Raw genomic sequence first — 26,033 nt, forward strand, 5'->3', positions numbered from 1 at the left:
CGGGGCTAATCGCCTGGCAGCATTGAATCAATTAAGCTTGATTGCGAATAAACTTTTTTCGCGTAGCCTTTATTAACTGAAGCTCGTCATAGCACTGCAATAACCGAGTGCGGATTTTACGAAGCAACTGCGCGATATGTTGTGGCAGTTGCTCTTTTAACACATCATCAAAATAATGCAGTATTCTTCGTTCCATGGATGCCAGTTGCTCGGTAAACATCTGGTCGCTATGTGAAGTCACACGGCTAATGAGTCGAGTGTATACATTTCTAGCGTCAACGATAAAGTTGGAGCCTGTATTTTTCACACCAGAGCAGTGCCGGCGTAACTCAGCACAAGCTTGCTCTTTTTCTGTCAGAATACGTGTAAACATTTCTCTTGTATCGTCGCATTTAACCGCTTTAATGCCTTCTTTATAAAAACGGATCCCGCTCTGCAATACCTTTATTAGGTCAGCTAATTTTTCAGAGGGAATGGCGACTGATGACACTGTAAACTCCTAACGTAATAATTAACCAAATACAATCATAAGTTGCACAAAATGGGCCATTGTAGAGTTGAATTAACTTTAATTAATCTGTTGATTTAGCAGCATAATTGCCATCTTTATGAAGCTATCAAAAGCGTTGGTGTGTGTGGAGTGAAAATCTTTACAGGCTAGTCTGTAAAAAATGGTAAATTCGTGGCGCAGCGCAAGGCCGATTTGTTTGCACTACGCCGCAAGTTTTACGGTAAGATTTTTACAGTCAGGGTTTTGTACTTAGGGGCGTGTTACTCCGGGCTACGTACTTTACAGACCAAAATTAAAGGTTGTATATCTTCACTTCACCCGGGCTACCTGTGTAACCTGCACTTGGTTCGCTAAAATCTGTCATGTAATAAGCAAAGTGTGGCGTATTGCTGGGGTAAACCGTACCGCCACCACTCTGGCTTTTAATGTAGCCGCACACTTCACCATAGTAAAAAGCGTTCCATCCCGCCGATAAGGTGTCAGTATAATTGTTCAGCACGGTCACAGGCTCTGCGTCAGCAAGCACCTCACTCCAGAGTTCAGCACAGCCTGCACTGTCATCGGTGGAACCTTTCGGCCATCCATCATCGGTAAATTCAACTGTTTGACCAGAAATAGAAATACTGCTCTGACGACGGATCTGCCATTTTGCATGTAATAGATTGACACCTGATTTGAATGCGCCCATCTGTGCCAGCGTGACAGAATCATTGGCATCGTCAGATAAATCTATAAAGCGAGGGGCTGCGGTAACGGCCAAAACGCCAAGGATGACGATAACAATTACGAGTTCGATTAGAGTAAAACCTGCGTTGTCATTTATATTTTTCATCATGGTAACAGTTTGTTGTAAAAGACAATGGCAGGATAGTTCACTGGTGACGGAAGACCAATAGCAAAAAGCCCGGAACGGTTATGCCGGGCTTTGGATAAGTATTTGCTTTAATATGTTACGCTAATTTTTAAAATCTGCTTTTACATGGGTTTATGGGCTAGCAGCTTTGCAACTTCGAAAGACTTGCTGCCCAAGGCTGTTTGAGACTCAGCCATGCGAACGAGAATGGAGTAGTAAACGTCTTCAGTGTTTTCTGTTTGCACACGCAGCTCACCACTCTGGTTTGGCATTGTTTGTCCCACCTCGTTACAGCCAGACATTGTGCATTGCGGGTCTGTCAAAATGGGATTTTGCGAAATTTCAGGCGTTTCTTTAACAATGCGTTTGGCGACGGTATTTTTTCGCTCGATGTCGGTTTTAACGATAGTGAGATATTGAAAATTATTTTTCTTGGCAATTTCAGCCGCACGATAAAGTGAATATTCTTGTACTAGCGACGCATCGGTGACTTCCGTTGCCCGAAACATAATACGGTATTCATTGTCTGATAGTTGCGTTGATGAGTAACCGTATTGCTTATCCGACTTTGCTGCCTGATAAGGGGTGGGTGAAAGGCTCGATACACTGCTACAACCCGTAGCGGCAACTAAACCCGCTCCCAGTAAAACATAGCACATGCCTTTTTTTATCACTGATGCGGTAAAACTCATTATTGTTATCCTAAAAAATTGAAAAGTGCTGTCCTTGCGAACGTCATCATAGCCTGACGTTTGCGGCTAGGTGGGTTATCCGTGGTGGCGCCCTTGTAAGCGCCGGCACCAAAGCACGCCAGCAAGGTTTCTGGACGAGCTGCGAACAACTTCAACGTGACTTTAGCATGATTAACGGCAATGGCACTTTCCTGTTGCGATATAGCGTAGCTATCTTGCGCCTTATTTCTGGCCTTAATTGCAGAGTTAATAAACACGGGCATTTTACTCTTCCTTTTGAGGTTTTTTCTCAACGCCAATGCCACGAAGGAAAGTATGAATTGCTGGCATTAACGTAATGTACGCATATGACTGCTTAGCAATCAGGAATGCACCAGCTGCAAGCCCAAGATTGATCAAGAACACAATTAGCGCGATAACGCCGTTATGTACGTCGAAATGATGCAGAGTTAATGCGATACCTATGTTGGCAATTAACCAACAAAAACAGGCGAAGACAAAAGCCGCAAGGGTGGCGATTCCCGTCACAATAACCGACCGCTTTGCAATGTTTACTTCTGCGGCTGATAAATCGGCAAGGGCTGTAAGTTCCTGTTGTTTTTGGAATATCACCCATTGCGCGTTTGTGATCAGATCGTCCAGCGAAGGATCGGCCTCGTCGTCAGGCGGATTGTCATCAATTTCCTTGGACTGCTCAGGATCGTAAGAAGCCCGATCAGCAAAACTGACCGGGTCCTGTTTGCGAGCATTGCCAGTGACCATCTCTTCACTGGCGCTGTCGTTGCTCTTTTCCGTCATATTACTTCTTACGCAGTAATGACGTGACTAACATACCTGCTGCGAATGCGATACCCGCTGCTGCTACCGGATTATCGACAGCATATTTACGTACGCCTGACGATTTCCATTTAGCATCCATTTGTGCTTTGCGAGCAGCCATGTTGTCGGCAGAATCAGAGGCAGTAGCGCGTAGATTCTCTTCAGCACGTGCAGCGGATTGCGCTAAACGGTCTACTGAATTTTGCAGAGTTGCTTGTGCTTTATCAGTAAAAGGATGAGTAGATTCGTCTACACCGTTTGTTGCTTTTTTCGCTGCACCGTTAGTCGCAGTAGTGTTTGGGGTTGCTGCGGTAGCCATTTTAAAATCTCCTTGTGGATATATTCATTATGGAGAGTTGCAATCGGAATACCATGTTTGAAAGTTGATTAAATTATTGATATTAAAAGGATTAAATTTAAGTCTGGATAAAGATCGAATTTGTGAGAGAAGCGTTGTTACAAGGTTAATGTAATTATTGCAATGTTGATGAAATAAGATGTCCACTCTAATGCGGACATCTTATTACAGGTATACTAAAACAATGCTGCGAGATCGCTTTTGCTTACTGGTTTAAGAAGTGTACCGGAAATGTTGAGCTCTTCGAGTTCTGTATTGTCTGGCTCGCGACCGCTAACAATATAAATTTCCATTGCGTCACTAACGGTACGAATATTTCTTGCCAAGCTGATACCGTCATCATCCGGCAGTGTAAGGTCGAGAAGGGCGGCGTCGTAAGGGCGATGTTTAACCTTATCAAGGGCATCTTTCGCGCAATAGGCTACGTCCACGTTATGACCAAGGTGACTCAGCAGAAGCTTCATCAGCTCAGCAGCATCATGATCATCTTCAACCAACAGAACCTGCTTGAGCGACGGGTCTGTCACTTCTTCTTTCGTTTCACTGGCTTGTCCTTGTTGTGGAGTAGAGGCTGCGTCTCCATCAGGTGCCCCCTCATTCAAGGTATCTTTTGTTCCTGAATAGGAAATAGATTGCATCGCCTTTTGGTAGTTAGGCTCTTCTTCTACTGAGTGACCTGAAATACCTGGTGTGCTGATGAGGTAGCGATCTAAAATGGAAAATAATTCAGATTTTTCAATGGGTTTGCCTAACACGTCATCGAAACCCTCATCAAGTAACGATTGTCGCAAACCCTTGCGACTTGCCGCAGTAATGGCCACTACGGCCACGTTACACTGATGTTTGCGCATCGCCTTTAATGCATCAATACCATTCATTACCGGCATATGAATGTCCATCAACACCAAGTGATAAGGTTTTCCAGATTGCTCTGCCTGTAATACCGCTTCTAAGGCTTTAACGCCATTCTCAGCATAGGACACGGTGGCGTGGCACTGGCTCACCATATGACCGGTAAGTTTACGGAGTTCCCGTAAGTCGTCGACAATTAGTACACGACCTGTCACATGTAATTTGTTCTTGTTCTGTTCATCAACCGTTGGGGCAGTGAGTTTGAACATGTCAAAATGCTGGTTACTGATATCACCCGGATCGATGGTAAAAGAGAACGTACTTCCGCGGCCAAAGACAGATTCTACACTGATTTCACCGCCCATTTTGTACACGAGTTCGCGGCAAATAGCCAAACCAAGACCTGCACCGCCATGATTAGCTCTCATGACATCTTCAATTTGCTCGAAAGGCCTGAATATGTCATCCAGTTTATTCGGCGGCATACCAATTCCCGAGTCAATTACCCGGAAAAGTAGCATCTCTTTGTTGTCTTCGCGACGTGGTGGCAAGGTTTCAACGGTAACCTGAATGGTACCGGTGTCAGTGAATTTAACTGCGTTACTAATTAGATTTATTAAGATCTGCCGAAGTCGCGTGGGGTCTGCAGAAATGAAGTCAGGTATATCATTTCGAGACGATACTTCCATCGTCAGGCCCTTGTCTTTCGCTGCCAGGTTCATTAAAGAATGAACGTCGGTGAGAAAGCCGTTGAGGTTCACTTCGCGACGAGCCAACTCAAGTTTGTTGGCCATAATTCGCGACATGTCGAGCAAGTCATTCAATAGACTAAGCAAGTGCTTGCCGTTGGTATGAATGATCGATAGCTCCTGGTTCATGTCGGCATTTGCCTTGTCATCCAGTAGCAATTCAGTGTAGCCAAGAATAGACGTTAATGGCGTGCGAAGTTCGTGTCCTAAGTGGGCGAGGAATTTGTCTTTTGCCTTATTCTGCTGCTCAACTTTGTGACGCTCTATTCGCTCATTTTCCATTTCCCGGCGAACCATTGCGTAACGCATGGTTCGCATGAAACGGGGCGACTCGATTTCGCTTTTATTCAAATAGTCTGCGGCACCTGCGCGCATGACCATATCATCAACCTGACTGTCAGTCTGGCCAGTAAGAATGACCACAGGAACCGTAATACCTGCAGCTCTAAAGGTGGCCATAACATCCAGTGCGTTTTCCGCACCAAGAATGTAATCTAGCAAACAAATATCAAAAGTACGTTTCTGAAACGCATCAATTGCAGCTTTACCGTTTGTCACCCAGGTAATGTGAAAGCGGGGTTCATCACACTGTGACATGTAGTCGGCGGTGAGGAAGTAATCATCCTCATCGTCTTCTACCAGCAAAACCCGTATAACTTCAGACACGAACAATTCCTGTTTCTTTAATCATGGGGTAGCTCAACAAACTCAATCCAGTAGCGGCCTAACGCGCGCATCAGATCGACCAATCCTTCAAAGTTTACCGGTTTGGTAATATAAGAAGCACATCCAAGGTCGTAACCTTTCAGCATGTCTTCTTCTTCTTTTGAGGTAGTTAGGATCACAACGGGAATGCCGCGCAGTGATGGATCCGCTTTAATTTCTTGCAACGCTTCGCGGCCATCCTTACGAGGCATGTTTAAATCAAGCAAAATCAGACTGGGACGGGGCGCGTCTTTCGGATCGCTATACTTGCCCTCACGGCGCAAAAATTCTAGCAACTCTACACCGTCTTCTACGCAAAATAGGTTGTTTAGTACGCGACTTTCTTTCAGTGCGTCTAACGTTAGTAAACGATCATCTTCGTCATCGTCTGCCATGAGAATATTAATGGGTGTTGAATGTTTAAGAGACATTGCTTAAAACTCCTTCATTGCCAGCGGCGAAAGGTTCACCGTCAACAGGGATAATGATGACAAACCGAGCGCCTTTGCCCGGTTCGCTAAATGCTTTAATGGCGCCGTTATGACGTTCAACAATGCGACGGCATACGGCGAGCCCTATCCCCGTTCCCTTGTAGGCGCTGCGGCCATGCAGACGCTGGAACGGGGCGAATATTTTTTCTGCAAATGACTGTTCGAAACCAATACCGTTGTCTTCGAAAGTAAGGGTAACCCACTCATATTCGTCTTTCATCAGGATGTTTGCCAGTTCATCTTCCGTAGAAGGGGCGGCCGTAATGGTAATGAGCGGTGGTATTGCTTCAGAACGAAATTTGAGGGCATTCGAGAGCAGATTTAAAATAAGTTGTTCAATCTGTGATTTATCGCATTGGATAGTAGGCAAAGCACTAACGTTTATTGTAGCGTTACATTCTTCAATGGCGATTTCGAGATCGCTGGCGACATCATCAACGATGGTATTTAAATCTGCACTGCTAAATTCCTTACCTCGGGTCGTTACCCTCGAAAATGCCAGTAGATCGCTTATCAGCATTGACATTCGTTCTGCTGCATTGAGCATGCGCTGGAGAAAATCCCGGCCACGTTCATCCATAACTTCAACGTAACCCGCCTCGAGACGATTACCAAAAGCGCGAATTTTTCGCAGTGGTTCCTGTAAATCATGAGAAGCGACAAACGCAAAATCTTCCAGCTCACGGTTACTTCTAGAGAGCTCGTCAGCAAACAGCTTTAATTCCTGGGTACGTTGCTCAATTTTATCTTCTAATTCTTCATTGTATTCCTGCAACTCAAGCTGATGTTTGAGATTATCTCGCATGTTCAGTCGCAGTAAGATCAGAATAGCGATGATGAGTAAGCCCGTGGTGACACCCGAGATAACTAAGGTATTCACAGAGTCGGAACGAAGTTTCATCAAACTGGTTAAGTGTAGCTCTTGCGCATCCCTTTCCGACGAATCAATAAACACATAGCGCTTGTCGAATTCATCGTATAAGTCCAGCCCGACATCTGTATTTAACATCTTAATGGCAGCGTCGTATTCTCCCTGTCGGGTGAGTTCTACCGTTTCGATTAATTCATTCAGTTTGGATTTAGTCAGAGTTATCAGTTCGTGGATATTTTCTTCTTGCTCGGGTAAATCGCTATCCAGCGAGGCATTTTCTACTTCGGTGAGTAATTCGGTGAGATGATTTAACGTGACGGTATAGTCGTTAAGGTAAGACTCTTCTTTGGTTAATAGAAAGCCCCGCTGGCCCGACTCTGCGCGCAGTACCGCTACGTGTAACATATTAATGGCATTAATAACGCGGTTGGTACTGAAAAGTTGGCGCTCTATGGAGGCCAGTTCATCCAATGTACTTACCATGTAAAATGCGTTACCGGTGATGATAATAATGATTATCGTCACCAGTGAAATCCAGCTATACGCCGACTGAACCACTTTATTCAGCATGAACTAATTATTCCGTATTGCCATTTGCGAGTTCTTCCATCATTTCAGCCAGTGCATGACTGCAATCTTTGGTGCTTGCAATAATTTTATCCAATGCATCCTGTGCTTTTTCTGCCGGTATGTCGCCGTTCAGGGCCATTTTTACTAACTCGGCCTGCATGGATATTCTGTTTAAGGGTTTACGGGCATCGTGGACCCAACGAGCAATTGCACCAATTTCTTCGTCTTTCATCTACGTTAACCTTACGATTCGTCTTTACTTAAGTCGCCGTAAGCGTGAAGGCGGTTGTACAGTGTTTTTGTGCTGATCCCGAGCATTTCGGCAGCCAACGTTTTGTTGCCATTCACTTTTTCCAACGTGGCATAAATCAGTTCTTTTTCCACATCTTCAATGGTTCGACCTGCTTCCAGCGCTGGCGAGGTTGATTGTTTCTTCGCAAACGGAGATTCGATGGTTTTTGGCAGTTCGATATCGGTTTTGTCCGGATCGCTCATTATGCCCGCACGATGCACAAAATGGCGTAACTCACGGACATTACCTGGCCAGTCGTAGGTCATCAGGTTGTCTAATTGCGTCTCTTCCCATTCAAACCGGGTACCGTTTTCTTGGTTAAAATCGGCAATGAACTGAGACGCCAGTAATGGGATGTCTCCTTTGCGCTCTCTAAGAGGGGGAATCGTAATTGGGAACACAGCAAGACGGAAATAGATATCTTCCCGAAGCACTTTACTCTCTGCGATTTCTTCCATTTTTCGGTTAGTGGCTGACACCACGCGGCAATTCACCGGGATGGTTTTTGTACCACCGACACGAATGACTACTTTATTTTCCAACACCCGCAACAAGTTAGGCTGCATATCTATGGGCATTTCCGTAATTTCGTCTAAGAAAAGGGTACCGCTTTCAGCTTGCTCGAATACACCTTCCTTGCGATTAACGGCACCGGTAAATGCGCCTTTTTCATGGCCAAATAATTCACTACCGATCAATTCTTTAGAAAAAGCACCGCAGTTTGTTGCGATATACGGGCCGGTGACGTCAGATGCAGCATGAATCGATTCTGCGACGACTTCTTTACCCACACCACTTTCGCCAAGAAGCATAACGTTTGCACTGGTTCTGCTCACCCGTTCAATAAGCTTGTAAAGCTCTTTCATTGGCGCAGATTCGCCAATCAAGTGACCAAAGTACTTCTTAATACGGGGGCCGCCGGAGTTCGGCTTCTCTTTCTTACCTGTTAAGGCCGCTTCAATGTCTTCACGCTGAATAGGCTTAACCAAGTAATCGATATTCGGGCCGCATAATCCTTTAATAATGCCGCGTACGGAAGGGTGACCAGTAATAAGTGTCACTTTAGGGCGTTTGGGTAGCGCGTCGAGCTCGTCAAAAAGATGCACACCACTGCCGTCAGGTAACATGAAATCGAGTAGGATATGGTCGAAGGTTTCTTTTGTAAGCCATTCCCGGGCTTCAGCCAAGTTGGCTGCGGTGAGGATATCATGTCCCAGAAATTCGATAATGGTGCAGGCAACCTCTGTAAATTCCGGGTCGTCATCCACTAGTAAAACAGTTAGCACGCGCTAGTCCTTTATTAATTTTTCTCGCAATATACGTATTACAACTTCACAGAAGTTTAAGATCAACTTCTGCGGCACAGATTTTGAAAGCAAAATGTAAATAAATCAGGTCTAAGCGCTGGATTCGCTTTCAAGTGATTAAAATCAGCAGGTTATATAAGCCTTTTTTACTGAGTAAGCCGTTCGTGACCGTTCAGATTGATGGTGATTTCACTGGCGGGTACAGGTCGACCATAGAAATAGCCTTGCACAATATAACAATGTAATTGTTCGAGTACTTCTGCTTGCTCTTGAGATTCAACGCCTTCTGCGACGATTTCAATATCGAGATTACGGCACAGTGAAACAATGCCTTCCACAATTTTTGCGTCGCGAGGCTCGTGGGTAATGCCAGCGATGAAGGATTGGTCTAATTTCACGGTATTGATATCGAGCTCGCGAAGATAAGCAAAGGAGCTCATGCCGGTACCAAAATCATCGATAGAGGTTTTAATGCCCATCTCCCGGAAGTTGGCCAGCACTCTGCGACTTACTGCAATATCAACCATTGTGGCGCTTTCTGTAAGTTCAAATTCTAGTAGCTCAGGCTTTATATTCGACTTATCTAACAATTCCCGCACGAAAGGGATAAAAGCGCTATCCAGCAGGTTGTAGGCCGAGAGATTAACCGACACGGGCAATTCATAACCTAGCGCAGACCACGCCTTGATTTGTTTAACTGCAAGTTCGAGGGTGTAGCGGGTGAAGGCGTGGATAATGCCGCTTTGCTCAACTAAATCAATGAAAAGACCCGGCTGCAATAAGCCCTCGTCAGGGTGATTCCAGCGAACAATGGCCTCAACGCCGGCTAAACGTTTTCGGCGGATATCTACCTTAGGCTGGTAATAAAGAACAAATTCGTTGTTCGTTAGGGCAGAGCGCAGTTGCCCGCGAAGCGTCACTTTTATGGTGCTGTTGTACGCTAACCGGTCGTTGTAGATCTGCACGCCTAAACGGAGTCTCTTGGCCCGGTGCATGGCGTTTTCAGCGTTGCGTATTAGCATTTCAGGGTGATGACCATGCTCCGGATAGCGAGCAGCACCAATACTGCAACTGATCTCGAATGCGCTGTTGCCAATAAAAAGCGGTTCTCTACACTGGTAGAGAAGAGTAAATGCACGATTTAAAATCTCGTCTGATGCAACGTCTGGAAGACAGATAATAAACTCATCACTGCGGTAGTGATAAACCGTAGCGGTTTCTTCAACAAGACCAGACAAACGCTGGGCAAACGCAAATAACATTCTATCGCCCATATTGTGTCCCAAGGCGTTGTTTATTTCGCGAAAGCGGTCCAAATCGATAAAAAACAACGCCCCATTGCCTTCGTTAAATACCGTGTTCGCAAGCAGCGCATTCCTGTTAGCAAGTTTGGTCAGCGGATCTTCCAGTGCAAGTTGCGCGAGCTTATCGTTTGCAGTCTCAAAACGTTTGGCGATAAATGCCGACATCAACAGGGCTATCCATACCGCAATCCAGAAGGTAATGAATGCTGCGATAGAAAGGGTATTAATAATTTCTGATGAGACAACGGTCTGATCTTTTGTGCGCCAGATTATAGTTAACGGGTCATTATTGTCAGATGAAGGAAAATACTGACGGTAGTAGCGCTGACTATTGATTTCACGAAATTTGTCGGGTGTGCTGTTGAGCTGGGAAACGGTGCTGCTGTCTATGTCGGCCCGCTGGAACAACAACGCCGTGTTGTTAAATACGGCAACCACACTGTCTGGAATGATGGTTTGCGGTTCGGTTTCTAACGTAATTGCTTTGGCAATTAAGGGCCCTTGTTGATCAAAATACTCGGTTTCAAAGTCTCGCTCCAAATCCATCAGAATACCGTGGCCAAGGTAGGTAATGATGCCAATGAGCAGTGTTGACAGTCCAATCGAGCCCATCAATAGTCGCTTACGCAAGCTGGCTTTGTTGTGTTGAATCTCGACGATATTTGCCATGGTGAGTATTTATTCAGGCCGTGTTTCTTTGCACAGAATTCCCGCTACGGGACTAAAAGGCAGGGCATTAAGGAATGACATCTATTTCCTGTTGTTTTTCTTATATAGAAGTTTAGCTTTTATACCCTGTAATAAGGTATCAGGCAAATGGAGCTGAAAAACTGTACACCGGCGCTAAAGACTCAAAAACCCTTCTGCCTCTGCAGTAGGGAGTGTCATCGACTGATAGCGTAATTCACCGATAAAGGCCCTGGCTGCAGGCCCCAGTCTGTCTCCGTCTTCGAAACACAGATATAACAGCCCTTTGCGCACACCACTTTTATCCAACGGTAAAGGTTTTAGCAACCCCTGATTTAACTGGGGTTTTATAATCGCTAACGGAAGCCAAGCAAAACCGAGACCCTGACAAATGATGTCTACCGAGGTTCTCACATGACTGACTGTCCAGCGCTGATCGGCACCAAGCCAGCCTGATTCTGCTTTTCTTTCCGCAGAAGAGTCGCGTACCACAATTTGACGATGTGATTTAAGATCTTCAATCGTGAGAGGACGGTTCAGCTGGTGTAGCGGGTGATCGGGGTGCGCTACGGCAACAAACTCTATTTCGCACAAATCTTCGCTGAAGCCATTCTTAATGGCAAAGGGAGATATGGCAATATCCACTTCAGCAGATTTAAGCAATGAGTTGGCTCCATTGAGTACCGTTTCCATCAATTCGATGCGTAAAAGCGGATACTCCTGTGAGACTTTATTCAACACTTTATAGAGCAGAGTTGGGGGAAAAATAATATCAACGGCAATCCGAAGCTGTGTTTCTGTTCCGCATTGTAAGTTGGCAGCCACCGCTTCCAATTTGTGTGCTTCATCAAGTAGAAAGTTAGCTCGGCGCAGCATAAGTTCACCGGCTTCTGTCAACCTTACCCGGCGACCGTCATTTTCAAACAAGGGGATCCCGAGGGCGGTTTCAAGTTTATGCACCGCATGGTGAACGCTAGACTGACTTTTATGCACTTGTTGTGCTGCCTGATTGAAGCCGCCAGCTTCTACGACAGCCTGAAACATTCGCCACTGCTCTAAGGTTGCTTTCAACATAACTTTTTCAGATTTATTAAAAACTAAAGTTTACCCGACAATGCCAAGGGAAAAAACAGCGCAAGTGCTGTCTTTATGCTAATGGCATCATAGAGTTCAACGTACCCGGTATATTTGGGAAGTGAAATATTGATATTTGTCTATAGCTCAATTACTGACCATATCATATTTGTGCTTGTTAAACTGAAGGAGCGAGATGTGTACGAGCAATAGTCACCGGATTAACTCTAGCTACATAAAACGTAAAGCTATTCTTATATATGTTGCCATAAATAGACAGCGGGTTACTTTCAGTGGGTTATAATTCGCGATGAATCCTCTTGATGATTGAGAACCATTCGCGTTTAATTGACCGTGGTTTCCTAGAATAAGAAGTAGAACTACCATGACAGCAATTAAAGAAGAAATTAATACCGAAAAATTGTTGGCCCACGCTGCTGATGCCGAGCGATTCCTAAAACAATTATCCAATAAAACGCGCCTTATGGTGCTTTGTTCTTTGTTAGAAACTGAATATTCAGTGTCTGATTTACTTACCCGAATTCCTGTTACCCAACCTGTGTTATCTCAACACCTTGCGCTTTTACGTGAAGCAAAAATGGTTGCAACGCGCAGAGACGGTCAAACTATTTATTACAGTTTGGCAGATGAGCGTGTAAAACAAACCATCGGAATGCTTTATCAGTTTTTCTGTGCAGAATAATCAGCAAAGGCGGATTTCATCCGCCTTTTTTCATTTTTAATATTCTTTATTAGCCCGAAATTTGAGCCTGATTCACCAAACTTGTCAGGTAATCAGAATCATCCAACCTTTCATCATCCACTTCTGGTAACGCCTTCAATACTTCATGAGATAGGGTGATATTCACCTTATGTGCCGACCAGTCTATGTCCTTTATCATTGCCGTTGATAGCGCTACTTTCTTACCTCCCGGTAGCCAATCTCGACTATCTACTATAAAGAGTGCCACCTGCCAGTTGTGCTTATCAATAATGAAGTCACAGATGTGGCCGCTGTCTTCGTCATTTGCACTTACCGTATAGCCATCAATTTCGTCACAAGAACGCAGGTGGTTGGCGCCGGGACGTTCAATTTCTTCAATATCTTCCTGCATATTCTGTTGGTGAGCGAGTTCGGTGGGATGTGAAAAATCGCCCCATGCTCCGGGACCAATCCAGTAATAGCCATAACCGAAGTATTTAAACAGGATTTCTTCATACTCCCGTGAAAGCGGCTTATGCTCATCAATTGAGGGGCTGTCTTTGAGCGCCTGCTTCGTCATGTTCACATACAGTTTCTCTTCCGTGGTATTAATTTCCAACAGCGAGATAGGAGACAGTACCACCTTACGGCCCAGTGGCAGCCATTTATGGGTATCTGCAACAAAATAACGGGTAACATAATCCTGATCGTCGAAAAACACGTCCTTGCATTGCCCGATATCACCGTCTGTAGCATGAATACCGAAATGTTTTAATGAGGAAAATGCAATCATTCCTGTTGTCCTTATAGTTCTTAAATCACGATGTCAGCTTTTACTGCAAGCCTTTATGCTGTTTCGTAACGGGCATCAGAACAGATCACAATTTTTGTCAGAGATAACAGGTAGGGAAGAGATTTAGGTGAGGAGTCAGTGAAAGTAAACCGCCACAGCATTGCTCTGGCGGTTTGATGTAAACGGAAGCTTGCTGAAAACGCGAATGCGAAATCAGGCTACATCAAATTCCTCGTCAGAATAGTCGTCGTCGAATTCTGACGCATTGCTGGCAGAGCTGTGCAAGGTGTAAAAATGCTTTTTGCCCCGGGCAAGGTGCACGTATTTTTGCCAGGCCTTTTCCAGTGCATTTTCTGCAGGAACGCTACCTGATACGAAAGCAACAAAGTGTTTTTCGTCTTCGGTTTCGGCTTGCAGAGAACCGGTTTCTAATTCAGAAAGAACTTTTCCGTGTCTGCTTAGCAGGTCAGCTTCGGAAATACTAAAGTCTCCAGATTTTTTAAATCCGTAAGGAAATTTAGCGCGATCGATAAAAGGTTTTGGAGCAGGGCGAATATCAAACGTTTTCATGGCGAAGTCTCGATAAGGAGTGAACTCAGCAGACTTTTAAATCAATAAAACCATCATGGGAAACAAAAAATTTTTACCGTTAGGACAAATAATTTTTTTGAACTGTTTGAAGCCACCGTAGCTGTCGAAAGGAAGCTTTTTCCTGTCGTTTGCATGCACAGCCAAACACCAACAGCATAGCGAACGGACATGGATTCTGGATAGTCCTTGATGATATTTTATCCAGTTAAATTTATCATCGTGACGATGAATAATTTTTGTTTCCTATTTTCTGTACGAGCCTGATAATGAAGATGTGTCCTTAACGCAACAACTATGAGACTGCAATGAGTAAAGACTATCGTTACCACCGTGAAGAATGGGACTCGGTAGAAGATGGTGACTTTCAGGGTAAAAAAGGCCAGGATCGTCGTCATCAGGTGAAAACTAAGCAAAAGCGCGATGAACAACGTCGTGAAAAACAGCGAAGGCTCCACCAGGAAAGTTTCTGATAACATCCACAAGCGGTTATCTCTATCTGCGCAACGCACCAGATTTCTGGTGCGTTGGTTATGTTTTTGTTTTACATCACCTACAACCTGTGAGAATGTATATCCGTTAACGTAATCAGCTGCGTAGCTTCTATGGATATCCGTTTTTTATCTACTTTTCTCGAGGTCGTAAAGACCCGCCATTTCGGCAAAGCTGCTGAAAATCTCTACTTGACACAATCCGCGGTCAGTGCACGAATAAAACTGCTTGAAGAATATTTTCAAACCACGTTGTTTATCAGGCACCGCAACAGTATTCAGCTTACCCAAGCAGGTGAAAAGCTGTTACCTTTTGCCCATCAATTAACCGACACACTTAAAGAAGCAAAACGAGAACTGCAGTTGGAGTCGGGCGAATATGTGGTTTGCGCGGCAACGCAACTAGCCAGCGAAATGGGTTTTTCTTCGGTGCTGGGAAAAGTGCATCAAACCTTTCCAGAGTGGTCAGTGAAAGCCGAGGTGCTAACCCTGGACAGTTTATCGCGACAATTACACGAAAGAAGTATCGATATAGCCCTGTCTTGTGAACCGCTAAAATCAGAAGAAATTGTGAGTAAGGAATTGCTTTGCGAGCCGCTGTCATTGTTCGCTTGCAATACTGACGACACTGAACCCACTTCATCCAGTTTTGTGTCTGTAGAGTGGGGCAGTAAAGTCAGGGAGAAGCTATTTCATCAATCTCCGCAGTTACGGGATGCCAGGCTGAGTACTAATTCGTTGGGGCTTGCTGCCCGTAGCCTGATTGAAGAAGGCGGGTTTGCTTATTTGCCCACCTCAGTGGCAGATTCTATTTTGCCAGCCGCTTCTCGTCGTCAGATTAAAACCTGTGACGACATGATGGCCACCGTATACCTAAATACAATGAAAGCGGTGAAACGCCCGGGCTTATCCGAACTGATCACACTACTTACTGAGTAAAAGTCGGTCACTGAGTAAAGCCGGCTAAGCTGCGTTAAATCAGCAATGCATTGTCTACCGTATCGTCTTGACTAAACAGTGAGCCAACGCGGTTTCGTCCTTTTTCTTTTGCTTGATACAGGGCCTTGTCGGCCCGTTTCATTGCGTTTGTCATGTCATGGTCGCCAAGGTCAGATACGCCTACAGATACTGACAGCGGGTAGTCGTCAATGATATCTGTTAAGTCTAGTTCGCAAACCGCTGCACGAATTTTTTCTGCAACCCGGTGGGTACCGGGTTGATCAGTAGCTGGCAAAATGGCCGCGAACTCTTCTCCTCCCATACGGCATATAACATCAGAGCGCCTGACCGTATTTTTTATTGTTACCGCGATAATTTTTAATATGGCATCGCCTGCATCGTGGCCATAAGTATCATTCACATATTTAAAGTAGTCGATATCGACGATCAATATGCCCATTTCGCCATTGTATCTTTGCATACGAGAGAGTTCTCGACGTTGCAATTCGTGAAAGGCCCGTCGGTTAAATAAGCTAGTGAGTGGGTCTATTTTGGCCAGCCTAGTAAGAAGCTCTTCTTTTTTTCGTCGCTTTTTGTCGGCATTTTCGTGGTACACCGTCGAGAATACCACCACAGCAATAACTACCCAGCAAACAAGCACCACAAAGGCGCCAAAGAGAGAGGCGTCATCAACCGATGAAAGCGATTTAACCCAGAGATAGCCCATTAGAAATACGAAAAAATAGCCAGATACGGCCTGGGTACGAGCTAGTTTTCCGGGAATGAAAGGAGACAACATCGTCCGAATAAAACCATGATTCGCTGTAGAGAAGAGGATAGCGAGTGAGAGAAAATAGCCTATGCCCATGGTGGCCACCGACATTTCACCATAAAAAGTGTCGAGGTTGTAGGCGTATCCGGTAAGCGCCAAAGAGGGAAAAACCAGGGCAATCGTTGCAAACAACTGTGTAAGATTCACGTTTTTACTTAGCCTCGCTTGCAGGGAAAGTGCTAGCAAAGCAACCATCCAACAGGTGTTTTGGCCCATAGCATTAACGCGACCCTGTTCTAGTGATGCTGCCACGACATCACTGAATGGGGTGATAGATTCACTGATGTGGTTTTGTAGCAAGTTGTCGATTAACACGATGGCGACGATGAGTTGCGGTAAAAAAGCGAGTATGGCGGCAAGTGCCCGACGCTTGTGATTGAAGCTGATGAAACCTGATGCAAGCATGATTAAGCTTATAGCAGTGAGAGGGTGGGTTGCCATACCTGATTCAATTGGGCGATATAAAAAGTCGATACCCATTAAATAGCCTGTGAGAGACAAGGCCGCGGCTGCGGCGGCAAACAGCAAAAACGGTTCAGATAAAATAAGCGCAATAAGAATGAGTTTGCGTCTGGATTGGTAATGCGATACGTAAGCGTTAGGCATAATGCCACCCTCAACGTGCTGTCGGGCCCATTCCCCCGAGATGGAAAATAAATTTCAGTATAGACTCACTATGAGATTTGCAAAAATAAACATTAAAAAAAGTTCATTTATACCAGGCGCCAGCGCAGATGAACTTTCCGAAGCGAGAAAATGATCAACTTATCAGCAACACAATGACGGTATTAACGGTTAACTATTTTCAGGTCTATTGGTAGTATCGACATCATTCTTTTTTGTACTCGCGCAAATATCTACCTGAATGCGCAAGTGTGCCACTTATACAGAGGGCTACTATGTCACTTTCCCATCCACTTCTGGAAGTTAACGCCGAAAAACGCCTAAGCGCGACAATCGACAGCATCATCAGTAACGAGCAGGTTTGGATCCTTAAAGATGAGGACGGATGCGTTATGCTTACGTCAGATGAAGAGGATGGCGTTCCTGTCTGGCCTGACAAATCACTGGCCACCCTTTGGGCCACTGACGAATGGGACCACTGTGAACCGCTAAGCATTTCTTTGCAGGATTGGATGCAAAAGTGGACGCCTGGTTTGCTCAAAGATGGATTGGTCATTATGGTGTGTCCGGTTCCCGCTGAAGAGGGCGAAATCATTGAGCCAGATGTATTGGCAGAGAAGATCCTGGCTGCAAAGAAATAGCTGCACCCTCGTATTCATCCTCTACCCAAGGCGTTATCCAGTTGGCTAACGCCTTCACACAGAAATATTTCTTAACACTTCTTCTCTCTTTTCAGCGGCGTTTCGCCTGAATATGATTCACATTACCTCCATGACAAAGCTACACTACCGCTCTGCAATTACCGACGGATAAAACCTGCCACATCAATGGCGTGGCGATAACAGGTTTGACTTAAAATAAGAAAGGAGCAGTTATGTCTCGAAAACACTTACTCAGTGCTTCCCTCGCGATTATTTTCGCCAGTGCCGCTGTGCAGGCCAAAGAAGGTATGTTCACACCTGAGCAATTACCTGATATTGCTGGAGATTTGAAGCAAACTGGGCTGGAAATATCGCCCCAAACTCTCAAAAATCTGACCGGCTTTCCCATGGGAGCCATCGTGTCACTAGGCGGCTGTTCCGCGTCATTTGTGTCTGATGAAGGCCTCGCTGTTACCAATCACCATTGTGCTCGTGGTTCAGTGCAATACAACAGCTCGCCTGAGCATAACTATTTAAAAGACGGTTTCCTGGCTAAAACCAAACAAGACGAATTACCTGCTGCGCCCGGCACTAAAATGTTTGTTACCGTTGATTTTGCTGATGTTACCGACCGTGTTATTGGCTCAATCAGCAGTGATGTGCAAGGACGTGAGCGTTACGATGCCATAGAGAACAACAAAAAAGCCATCATCGCAGAGTGTGAAGCGGAAGAAGGTTTTCGTTGTTCTGTACCGGCTTTCTTTCAGGGGTTGGAATATAAGCTGATTAAGCAAATGGAAATTCGCGATGTGCGTATTGCCTATACGCCTGCGGATTCTGTGGGCAAATACGGCGGAGATATTGATAACTGGATGTGGCCTCGTCACACCGGCGATTTCTCTTTTTATCGCGCATACGTAGGCAAAGACGGCAAACCTGCGGATTTCAGTGAAGAGAATGTGCCTTATCAACCAGAGCATATTATTAAAGTGTCAGCCGCCGGTTTAGAAGATGGCGATTTCGTCATGGCTGCGGGTTACCCAGGCTCTACGGATCGATACGCACGACTGGGCGTAGTGTCCTATACCTTTGACTGGATGTACCCAACCTACGTGGATTTGATTGGCCAGTGGATTGACACCATTAACCAGGCTTCTGAAGAAGGCAGTGATGCGCGCATTAAGTACGAGGCGCTGTTGGCCGGTTTGAACAATTTCCTTAAGAATACAAAAGGCCAACTGGAAGGTGCAAAGCGTGTCGGGCTGGTTAAACGACGCCAGGATCGTGAGAATGCCTTAAAAGCTTGGTTAAACGGGCAAGGTAAAACGCAACTGGTGGATAACATCGAGCGCTTGGATGAGGTTACTGACGAGCGTATTAAAAACAGTAAACAGAATTTTTGGTACAACAACTTGTCACGGGCGCAACTCTTCTCTGTCGCCCAGCAGCTTTATCGCAATGCAATCGAACAGGAAAAGCCAGACGCAGAGCGTGATCGAGGTTTCCAGCAACGGGATCAGTCTCGTCTTAAGGAAGGCTTATCGCGGATTGATCGTCGTTTTGATGTAACCGTCGATAAAGCAGTATGGAAGAAAATGATTTCGCTTTACCTGGACCAGCCGGAATCTGCCCGGGTAGCGGCATTCGATGATGCATTGGGCATTACAAGCGAAACAACTGCCGAGCAACTTGAAGGCATTCTGGCAAAATTCTATCGGGAGACCAAACTCACGGATACGGATATTCGCCTTAGCTGGTTAACGGCTAAACCTGCTGATTTTGAGAACAGCAAAGACCCGTTCATTCAGCTTGCCGTTGCCCTGAACGACACGGAAATGCAGATTGAAGATAAAAACAAAGCATTAGAAGGGCAGTCGGCTGCACTGCAACCCCAATACATGCAGGCAATCATCGAGTGGCAGAAATCACAGGGAAGTCTGGCATACCCTGATGCAAACAGTACGCTTCGCGTTACCTACGGCAATGTGTTGGGAGGTTCACCTAAAGATGGCTTAATCTATGAACCGTTTACCCGTCTGGAAGGTATTTTAGAGAAAGACACAGGTGAATCACCGTTTGATGCCCCTGAGAAATTGTTGCAACAAATCAGGGATAAACACTATGGTGCTTATAAGCTAGATAGCATAGGCAGCGTGCCAGTGAATTTCCTCACCGATTTAGACTCTACCGGCGGAAACTCGGGTTCTGCTACCCTTAACAGCAAAGCGGAACTGGTTGGCCTTTTGTTTGACGGTACGTTCGAAAGTGTTAACTCTGACTGGGACTTTGATCCTCGCACTACCCGTACCATTCACGTTGATACGCGGTACATGCTATGGGTGATGGAGTATGTCGATGGTGCGACGAATCTCATTGAAGAAATGACAATAGTGAAATAATACTGTTAAGTCATGAATAAAGCGGCCTGCATACTTTGTGTCAGGCCGTTTTTTGTTTACGAATCAGGAGAATACTATCAGTAATCTTATTCCCGGAGCGGATGAACTTTGGTTTCTGCCACTCGGCGGAACCGGTGAAATTGGGATGAATTTGAACCTGTATGGGCACCAGGGTAAATGGTTGATGGTTGATTGTGGCGTATCCTTCAATGAACCCCTCGTCCCAGCAACTAAAACGCCAGATAGCGCCCTGGCCGACACGATCGCCGTTGTTGCGCCTGATCCCACCTTTATTACTGAAAACAAAGATGCTCTGGCTGGCCTGGTTATTACTCATGGTCACGAAGATCACGTTGGCGCCGTACCGTATTTGTGGAAGCGGTTTCGCTGTCCGGTGTATACCACCCCTTTTACTGCTGAATTATTAAGACGAAAACTGGCAAGGGAGAATTTAGGTGGCCAAATACCCATCATTGAGGTGTCTGGAGAATCAACGCACACCATAGGGCCGTTTGTGGTGTCCTGGCTCGCTATCACTCACTCAATTCCAGAACCTTATGCGGTTAAAATTACCACGCAAGCGGGCACCGTACTGCATACCGCCGACTGGAAAATAGATGCTAATCCTATTAGCGGGAAACCTTTTAAGCACAGTTTGTATCAATCGCTTGCTGAGGAAAATATTCTTGCCTTGGTGGGTGATTCAACCAATGCCTTAAAACCTGGCATGTCGTTGTCTGAGCGTACGTGTTATGACGGTTTGCTTTCCACTATTAAACCGTTGACAGGACGGGTAGTGGTAGCGTGCTTCGCCAGTAATATTGCCCGTTTAATTTCATTAGCCAAAGTGGCAGCGAATACGGGACGATACATGGCATTGCTGGGATATTCCCTGGTTAATATGGTTGGTATTGCCCGGGCACAGGGCATTTGGCCTGAAGAGGCCACCTTGGCCGATGCAAGTCACATAGGATACTTGCCACCCGAAGAAGTGCTTGTTGTTGCTACCGGAAGTCAGGGAGAGCCCCGGGCTGCATTGTCGCGTCTTGCGTTAGATAATCACCCGTTGCTGGAATTGAGTAAAGGTGACCATGTTATTTTTTCCAGTATTGTCATACCGGGTAACGAGAAAGAAGTTGAAAAACTGGTTTCTCGCTTTAATGCACGGGGTATAAGTACTCTGCTAAGTGAGGACAGCCAACTGCCAGTGCATGCCAGCGGTCATCCGTGCAGTGAAGAATTAAAATTGATGTATCATTGGGTAAAGCCGGAAATCGCCGTGCCTGTTCATGGAGAACATCAGCACCTTGAAGCCCATGCGAAAATTGCAAAATCCTGCGGAGTAAGAAAAACCTATGTTGGGCAAAATGGTGATTTGTACCGTTTAGCGCCCCAAGCAGGCATTCGCCGTGGGCTAGTAAAAACGGGGCGAATTCCAATCCGGGAGAAAAACTAACTGACTATTTTTATTCAAGGATAGTCAGTGTATTTTTTGTGATTTGGTTACATTTCATGAATTTATGAGTAAAATACCACCACGACAGTAGCTCATTAATAAAGAAACTAACGCAAGGTTCTTTGGCTTCAGCGTTAACAAAAGAGCTGAATTAATTTAATCAGATGACATTCTGAAGTTCTGCGACGCTTATTGATAACAATGAAAAATCTCTGGCATTCCTCTCTACCTGCAAAACTACACTTAATCTGTTTGTTCTCCTTTCTGCAACTGTGTTTAGTTACCACATCAGTAAATGCTGTTCCGGTTATTAAAGACCCGGCGCTGAGACATTGGAGTAGCGCACAAGGTTTGGCCCAAGATAGTGTCCGCGATATCGTGCGTGATCAGGGTGGGTTCATTTGGGTAGCCACTGAAGGGGGGTTGAGTCGCTGGGATGGTTATCGGTTCGTGACTGTAGAGGGCCCGGAAGGCGCTTTCGTGAATAATTTGATCAGTAACCTGTTTGTCGATGACATGAATCGATTATGGATTTCTACCGACAATCAAGGCGTTTTCTACATTGATCTTAAAACCGATACTTATCAGAAAGTACTGAAAGTCGCAGATTTTCTAGAGCCCGACTGGGTGCAGAGTGCAGATGCCTTTGAATACTTGGCAAACGGCGATATGGGCATCGCTTTAGATCAAGTGGTGATTCGCTATTCACCAGACAAACAAACATCGACTGATATTTTCCGCCTAAGTGAACAAGAGCTATCGGCTAACGAAGCCATCAGAGATATCAAGAGTATTGGCAACCAGCTTTTCGTTGCGACCACGTCGCGGTTGTATGTGATTTCTTTACACGACAACGGTAAAACAGTAAAGCAACTTCATTACCTGAATGAGCAAACGCAAACACGGGCCACGCAAAATGCCAAAGTACTGTATCAATACGCGGCAGATAAGTTATTTGTGGGTACCGTGGGGGGATTATTCAGCATCGATGTCGATGATTTTTTGACGGCAACTGACGATGAAATTAATGTAAACACCCAGCGGGTATTGAACAACCGCAATATCTGGACAGTGGTGCCAGGGATCCATGGCGAATTCTGGTTGGGTACAGACCGAGGGCTGCACAGGCTCGAAAAAGTCGAAAACGAATGGCAATCAGAACATATTCTCAATCCGGTCTCCGGGTCATTAGAACTGGCCGATAAAACGATTCATGCTATTTTGCCCGATGAGTTAGGTAACCTTTGGCTAGGCAGTAACTTTGGTGGCTTATTGTTCTGGTATGCTAAACCACTCAGTATCGAGACATTTCAAAACACCATCCGTGATAGCAAGCCTGTGCTTGCCAGCAATATTGTCTGGTCGTTTTTGGAACTCGGGGATGATTTGTGGGTAGGAACCGAAAACGGTCTTTCGCGATTTAACCTGAAAACACACCAAAGCCAGCATTTTCTTCAGGTTGATGAAGATGATTATTTATCTCCCAGGCAGTCAATCAATGATATTCATCCCGCTGGCCCCAATAAACTTATTCTCGAAATTAATAATAGCCTGAAACAATTTTCTATAGATACAGGCGAATTAACAGACATGCCGCTCACCACGCCGCTTGCAGAAAAGGTGTTCAGTGATTGGTGTTTTGGTAGCGCCAGAGACAAACAAGGGCGGATTTATTTTCTGACCCATGGCTTCTATCGTTATGATCCTGCGACAAAACGCGTTGAAGAAATTCCCCTTGAAGAAGAGGGATTATCCGCGCTGCACGGTGGCATGTTTCTGGATGAAAGTGGGGGGTATCCTGGAAAATTATTGCTGTCGTTAAACGATGGGATCTATCAACTCGATACGCATACGCTGACCGTTGAAACGGTGTACGCACTGTCTGACGATATGCAGAAAGCACGCAATTTTGTGTCTACCTATGTTGTCGACACCCATGGCATGTTGTGGTTGGGGTTTCTCAATAAAGGTTTAATAGGGCTCGATGCTAAAACCTTTAAGGTTAAACAGGCGTTATCCTCGAAAAATAAACTCTACTCCGATATTGTTTACAGCCTTCTTGCCGACGATGCCGGTGATATCTGGTTCGCATCCCATGGCTATTTTGCTCGCTATCAGCCGCTAAGTGATACCTTGGACCGTTTCCGCTACGGCGAACAGGTGAGGGTGTCAGAATTTAACGAAGGTGCCGGCATTCGATTGCGCGACGGCCGCATAGCACTGGGCTCTACAACCGGTTTTATCCTCTTCGATCCAGCGAAGTTAAGCGCAGAAACAACCACGAAAACGACAAATATCAGAAAAATGGTGATCAGTGGTGTTTCACTCGACTCCCGCACCATTACCCAGCCGCTGCGTAATTTCAGCGGTGAGCACATCAATTTTGAACACAGTGATTTTGGGTTAACCATACAATTTTCTGCACTTTCGTCTAGCTACATGTCAGACACAAAATTTCGCTATAAACTGGTGAGAGGTAATACGGTGGTCAACGAATCGATTACCGAAAATGGCAGTGTGAACTTTGCCTTCCTCGCACCGGGTGAATACCATTTCGAAGTCGCCCCGCTTAAGCAGAATACCGATATGTTGCTGCTTCCCGCGTCATTGTCTTTTAGTTTGCCATACCCGCCACTAAGGTCACCGGTTGCCTTTGGTGTTTATACTTGTTTTATTTTGGTGTTACTCGGTGCCTACCTGTTTCACCGGCAGCGCCAGTTGCGACGTTTGCAAGATGTTCAGCACCAGGTAAAGCTCTTTGGCGACGCATTTCAACATACCCGCGATTGGGTAATGATTTTCGACAATCTTTTCGTGCCCGTGGCTGTGAATCCTTCCTGTTGCGCGGCGTTTGGTATCGAGCGAAATAAAGGTCTTGAGCGTCAACTTGGTCGTATGTTCGAAAACTCACCGCGCTTGGGGGATAAGTTAAAAGAGAAGGTCACCTCACTGAATGCGGGCGAGTTCTGGAAAAGCGAAGAAAGGCTTACCGGCGCTGATGGGCGGCATTACGACGTGCTTGTCGAAGTCTCGGTAACCGGTTTCGCTGATGGTCAAAGTAGCCATGTGGACCACTATCTGATCATCATGTCAGATATTACCGAGCAAAAAAATGCAGAGCGCAAACTGATTAAAATTGCTAACTACGATGGCCTCACCGGACTGGTGAATCGAACGCTATTACTCGAAAAGCTCGAAGAGGCGATTGAGCGTGCAGGGAAGCAGCGCCAGGAAGTCGGTATCTTATTTGTCGACTTAGATCGGTTTAAGGGGATTAACGATTCACTGGGTCACGATTACGGCGACAAGCTTTTGCGCGTGGTGGCGAATCGCATGCTGAACCTTTCCAGTGAAACCGACACTGTGGCTCGGTTAGGCGGAGATGAATTCGTCATCGTGATGGAAAATGTCAGTGACAAAGTTGCTGTTGGCGCGTTTGTCAGACAATTGATCGAATCGGTGGAAACACCTATCGCATTGGGTGATGAAATCGTGCGGGTTTCTGCCAGTGTGGGCATATCCTTTTATCCTAATGATGCCCGAGAGCCAGCCGAATTGCTAAAACATGCTGATGTCGCCATGTACTCAGCGAAAAAAGATGCCTTGACGGGCTTCAGTTATTTCACTGAAGAGATGAACGCCCGGGTGAGAGAGCGTCTCGTTTTGGAAAATCGCGTTAAAAAGGCTTATCAGGAAGACGGTTTCTACAATCAGTATCAGCCCATTGTAAACGCAAAAACGGGTAAAACGGTGGGTGTAGAGCTGTTATTACGATGCTCGCTGTCTGATCCTCCCCTTTATCCGTCGGAATTCATCCCTGTGCTCGAAGAACTCAGGTACATCATCGACGTAACCCGCATGGCGATGAAACGTGCTATTAGCGATTTACGTGACTGGTATGCCGATGGATTCGACGGTTACGTGGCGATAAATTTGTCAGCGCTGCACTTTAAGACTGACTTTGATGTGGATGGCGTGGTCGACATGCTGGAAAAGGCTGGGTTACCCAGTAAAGCGTTACGGTTTGAGCTCACCGAAGGTATCTTGATGGATGACGCCGAAGGTGCGCTGCGTCAGGTTAACCGCTTTATTGAAGCTGGCTTTGTGCTTGCGCTGGATGACTTTGGAACGGGCTACTCTTCTTTGAGTTATTTGAAAAAATTCCCGTTGCAGGTGCTAAAAATAGATAAGAGCTTTGTTGACGATATTCAAATGGGAAGCGACGGCGATACGCTCGTGGTAGCCACCATCAACATGGCGACAAGTCTGAACATGGGGTGTGTTGCTGAAGGCGTGGAAAATCGTGAGCAGGTTGAGTATTTACTAGATAAAGGGTGTTTGTTGCATCAGGGTTACTATTATTCCCGCCCTGTCGATGCTGTGATGATACCGTCTTTGTTAATGAGACAATGGTAACAAGCCCAGAGCATTA

23 protein-coding genes are annotated in these 26,033 nt (G+C 45.6%); 7 read left to right on the forward strand and 16 right to left on the reverse strand.

Annotated features, from left to right (window positions below):
* Positions 1-31: 31 nt before the first annotated feature.
* The 13 genes from ACXAFQ_RS07615 to ACXAFQ_RS07675 form a co-directional block, all read right to left on the reverse strand.
* Entirely contained in the window at positions 32-490 is a 459-nt protein-coding gene (locus ACXAFQ_RS07615; protein WP_474819465.1) for a DUF2383 domain-containing protein, read from the reverse strand.
* Positions 491-803: 313 nt separating this feature from the next.
* Complete coding sequence (locus tag ACXAFQ_RS07620; protein WP_474819468.1) at positions 804-1,346, reverse strand: type II secretion system protein; 543 nt, start codon at positions 1,344-1,346, stop codon at positions 804-806.
* Between the two features lie 140 nt (positions 1,347-1,486).
* Positions 1,487-2,056 carry a CC0125/CC1285 family lipoprotein gene (locus ACXAFQ_RS07625; protein ID WP_474819472.1) on the reverse strand — a complete coding sequence of 190 codons (570 nt, stop codon included), beginning with the start codon at positions 2,054-2,056 and terminating at the stop codon, positions 1,487-1,489.
* A 5-nt stretch (positions 2,057-2,061) separates the two neighbouring features.
* Positions 2,062-2,319 (reverse strand): hypothetical protein, encoded by a 258-nt coding sequence (locus ACXAFQ_RS07630; RefSeq protein WP_474819476.1) that lies wholly within the window; start codon positions 2,317-2,319, stop codon positions 2,062-2,064.
* A 1-nt stretch (position 2,320) separates the two neighbouring features.
* On the reverse strand, positions 2,321-2,854 hold the full coding sequence (locus ACXAFQ_RS07635; RefSeq protein WP_474819478.1) for a hypothetical protein: 534 nt from the start codon (positions 2,852-2,854) through the stop codon (positions 2,321-2,323).
* A gap of 1 nt (position 2,855) precedes the next feature.
* Positions 2,856-3,194: a DUF883 domain-containing protein gene (locus ACXAFQ_RS07640; protein ID WP_474819481.1), complete on the reverse strand. Its 339-nt coding sequence runs from the start codon at positions 3,192-3,194 to the stop codon at positions 2,856-2,858.
* 215 nt (positions 3,195-3,409) lie between these two features.
* The gene (locus ACXAFQ_RS07645) at positions 3,410-5,500 is read right to left on the reverse strand and encodes a response regulator (protein ID WP_474819484.1); all 2,091 of its coding nucleotides are present in this window, start codon (positions 5,498-5,500) and stop codon (positions 3,410-3,412) included.
* Positions 5,501-5,517: 17 nt separating this feature from the next.
* On the reverse strand, positions 5,518-5,970 hold the full coding sequence (locus ACXAFQ_RS07650) for a response regulator (RefSeq protein ID WP_474819488.1): 453 nt from the start codon (positions 5,968-5,970) through the stop codon (positions 5,518-5,520).
* The gene (locus ACXAFQ_RS07655; protein WP_474819491.1) at positions 5,960-7,471 is read right to left on the reverse strand and encodes a sensor histidine kinase; all 1,512 of its coding nucleotides are present in this window, start codon (positions 7,469-7,471) and stop codon (positions 5,960-5,962) included. Before ACXAFQ_RS07655 ends, ACXAFQ_RS07650 begins: the two co-directional genes overlap by 11 nt.
* A gap of 7 nt (positions 7,472-7,478) precedes the next feature.
* Positions 7,479-7,703, reverse strand: a complete 225-nt coding sequence (locus ACXAFQ_RS07660) for a histidine kinase dimerization/phospho-acceptor domain-containing protein (RefSeq protein ID WP_474819493.1) — start codon at positions 7,701-7,703, stop codon at positions 7,479-7,481.
* Positions 7,704-7,714: 11 nt separating this feature from the next.
* A complete protein-coding gene (locus tag ACXAFQ_RS07665; protein WP_474819496.1) occupies positions 7,715-9,049 on the reverse strand; it encodes a sigma-54-dependent transcriptional regulator in 1,335 nt (444 codons plus the stop codon).
* 167 nt (positions 9,050-9,216) lie between these two features.
* Positions 9,217-11,043 (reverse strand): putative bifunctional diguanylate cyclase/phosphodiesterase, encoded by a 1,827-nt coding sequence (locus ACXAFQ_RS07670; protein WP_474819500.1) that lies wholly within the window; start codon positions 11,041-11,043, stop codon positions 9,217-9,219.
* 174 nt (positions 11,044-11,217) lie between these two features.
* Positions 11,218-12,135, reverse strand: coding sequence for a LysR family transcriptional regulator (locus tag ACXAFQ_RS07675; RefSeq protein ID WP_070125286.1), 918 nt, complete (start codon positions 12,133-12,135; stop codon positions 11,218-11,220).
* Between the two features lie 385 nt (positions 12,136-12,520).
* Between ACXAFQ_RS07675 and ACXAFQ_RS07680 the strand changes: the two genes are divergently transcribed.
* Positions 12,521-12,838, forward strand: coding sequence for an ArsR/SmtB family transcription factor (locus ACXAFQ_RS07680; RefSeq protein WP_474819504.1), 318 nt, complete (start codon positions 12,521-12,523; stop codon positions 12,836-12,838).
* Positions 12,839-12,887: 49 nt separating this feature from the next.
* On the opposite strand, the gene ACXAFQ_RS07685 is transcribed toward ACXAFQ_RS07680, so the two are convergent.
* The gene (locus ACXAFQ_RS07685) at positions 12,888-13,631 is read right to left on the reverse strand and encodes a PRC-barrel domain containing protein (RefSeq protein WP_474819509.1); all 744 of its coding nucleotides are present in this window, start codon (positions 13,629-13,631) and stop codon (positions 12,888-12,890) included.
* Positions 13,632-13,844: 213 nt separating this feature from the next.
* On the reverse strand, positions 13,845-14,201 hold the full coding sequence (locus ACXAFQ_RS07690) for a MaoP family protein (protein ID WP_474819511.1): 357 nt from the start codon (positions 14,199-14,201) through the stop codon (positions 13,845-13,847).
* Positions 14,202-14,527: 326 nt separating this feature from the next.
* Between ACXAFQ_RS07690 and ACXAFQ_RS07695 the strand changes: the two genes are divergently transcribed.
* Positions 14,528-14,692: a hypothetical protein gene (locus tag ACXAFQ_RS07695; protein WP_474819514.1), complete on the forward strand. Its 165-nt coding sequence runs from the start codon at positions 14,528-14,530 to the stop codon at positions 14,690-14,692.
* A gap of 132 nt (positions 14,693-14,824) precedes the next feature.
* Complete coding sequence (locus ACXAFQ_RS07700) at positions 14,825-15,649, forward strand: LysR family transcriptional regulator (protein ID WP_474819518.1); 825 nt, start codon at positions 14,825-14,827, stop codon at positions 15,647-15,649.
* Positions 15,650-15,683: 34 nt separating this feature from the next.
* Here ACXAFQ_RS07700 and ACXAFQ_RS07705 read toward each other — a convergent pair whose 3' ends face one another.
* Positions 15,684-17,087 carry a GGDEF domain-containing protein gene (locus tag ACXAFQ_RS07705; protein ID WP_474819523.1) on the reverse strand — a complete coding sequence of 468 codons (1,404 nt, stop codon included), beginning with the start codon at positions 17,085-17,087 and terminating at the stop codon, positions 15,684-15,686.
* A gap of 293 nt (positions 17,088-17,380) precedes the next feature.
* Between ACXAFQ_RS07705 and ACXAFQ_RS07710 the strand changes: the two genes are divergently transcribed.
* The 4 genes from ACXAFQ_RS07710 (at position 17,381) to ACXAFQ_RS07725 (ending at position 26,017) form a co-directional block, all read left to right on the forward strand.
* Entirely contained in the window at positions 17,381-17,746 is a 366-nt protein-coding gene (locus tag ACXAFQ_RS07710; protein ID WP_070125281.1) for a DUF2750 domain-containing protein, read from the forward strand.
* A 233-nt stretch (positions 17,747-17,979) separates the two neighbouring features.
* Complete coding sequence (locus tag ACXAFQ_RS07715) at positions 17,980-20,145, forward strand: S46 family peptidase (protein ID WP_474819529.1); 2,166 nt, start codon at positions 17,980-17,982, stop codon at positions 20,143-20,145.
* Positions 20,146-20,290: 145 nt separating this feature from the next.
* Positions 20,291-21,601, forward strand: a complete 1,311-nt coding sequence (locus ACXAFQ_RS07720) for a ribonuclease J (RefSeq protein WP_474820352.1) — start codon at positions 20,291-20,293, stop codon at positions 21,599-21,601.
* A gap of 351 nt (positions 21,602-21,952) precedes the next feature.
* On the forward strand, positions 21,953-26,017 hold the full coding sequence (locus tag ACXAFQ_RS07725; protein ID WP_474819533.1) for an EAL domain-containing protein: 4,065 nt from the start codon (positions 21,953-21,955) through the stop codon (positions 26,015-26,017).
* Positions 26,018-26,033 lie beyond the last annotated feature (16 nt).

The sequence above is a fragment of the Alteromonas sp. ABH2_165 genome (genome assembly GCF_056159945.1).

What these genes read in the sequence shown, in the direction of transcription:
- ACXAFQ_RS07660 (WP_474819493.1), bottom strand. Translation starts at nt 7,703, where the DNA reads ATGAAAGACGAAGAAATTGGTGCAATTGCTCGTTGGGTCCACGATGCC.
- ACXAFQ_RS07670 (WP_474819500.1), bottom strand. Translation starts at nt 11,043, where the DNA reads ATGGCAAATATCGTCGAGATTCAACACAACAAAGCCAGCTTGCGTAAG.
- ACXAFQ_RS07680 (WP_474819504.1), top strand. Translation starts at nt 12,521, where the DNA reads ATGACAGCAATTAAAGAAGAAATTAATACCGAAAAATTGTTGGCCCAC.
- ACXAFQ_RS07625 (WP_474819472.1), bottom strand. Translation starts at nt 2,056, where the DNA reads ATGAGTTTTACCGCATCAGTGATAAAAAAAGGCATGTGCTATGTTTTA.
- ACXAFQ_RS07630 (WP_474819476.1), bottom strand. Translation starts at nt 2,319, where the DNA reads ATGCCCGTGTTTATTAACTCTGCAATTAAGGCCAGAAATAAGGCGCAA.
- ACXAFQ_RS07620 (WP_474819468.1), bottom strand. Translation starts at nt 1,346, where the DNA reads ATGATGAAAAATATAAATGACAACGCAGGTTTTACTCTAATCGAACTC.
- ACXAFQ_RS07705 (WP_474819523.1), bottom strand. Translation starts at nt 17,087, where the DNA reads ATGCCTAACGCTTACGTATCGCATTACCAATCCAGACGCAAACTCATT.
- ACXAFQ_RS07675 (WP_070125286.1), bottom strand. Translation starts at nt 12,135, where the DNA reads ATGTTGAAAGCAACCTTAGAGCAGTGGCGAATGTTTCAGGCTGTCGTA.
- ACXAFQ_RS07710 (WP_070125281.1), top strand. Translation starts at nt 17,381, where the DNA reads ATGTCACTTTCCCATCCACTTCTGGAAGTTAACGCCGAAAAACGCCTA.
- ACXAFQ_RS07650 (WP_474819488.1), bottom strand. Translation starts at nt 5,970, where the DNA reads ATGTCTCTTAAACATTCAACACCCATTAATATTCTCATGGCAGACGAT.
- ACXAFQ_RS07635 (WP_474819478.1), bottom strand. Translation starts at nt 2,854, where the DNA reads ATGACGGAAAAGAGCAACGACAGCGCCAGTGAAGAGATGGTCACTGGC.
- ACXAFQ_RS07715 (WP_474819529.1), top strand. Translation starts at nt 17,980, where the DNA reads ATGTCTCGAAAACACTTACTCAGTGCTTCCCTCGCGATTATTTTCGCC.
- ACXAFQ_RS07640 (WP_474819481.1), bottom strand. Translation starts at nt 3,194, where the DNA reads ATGGCTACCGCAGCAACCCCAAACACTACTGCGACTAACGGTGCAGCG.
- ACXAFQ_RS07720 (WP_474820352.1), top strand. Translation starts at nt 20,291, where the DNA reads ATGAATTTGAACCTGTATGGGCACCAGGGTAAATGGTTGATGGTTGAT.
- ACXAFQ_RS07700 (WP_474819518.1), top strand. Translation starts at nt 14,825, where the DNA reads ATGGATATCCGTTTTTTATCTACTTTTCTCGAGGTCGTAAAGACCCGC.
- ACXAFQ_RS07655 (WP_474819491.1), bottom strand. Translation starts at nt 7,471, where the DNA reads ATGCTGAATAAAGTGGTTCAGTCGGCGTATAGCTGGATTTCACTGGTG.
- ACXAFQ_RS07690 (WP_474819511.1), bottom strand. Translation starts at nt 14,201, where the DNA reads ATGAAAACGTTTGATATTCGCCCTGCTCCAAAACCTTTTATCGATCGC.
- ACXAFQ_RS07685 (WP_474819509.1), bottom strand. Translation starts at nt 13,631, where the DNA reads ATGATTGCATTTTCCTCATTAAAACATTTCGGTATTCATGCTACAGAC.
- ACXAFQ_RS07695 (WP_474819514.1), top strand. Translation starts at nt 14,528, where the DNA reads ATGAGTAAAGACTATCGTTACCACCGTGAAGAATGGGACTCGGTAGAA.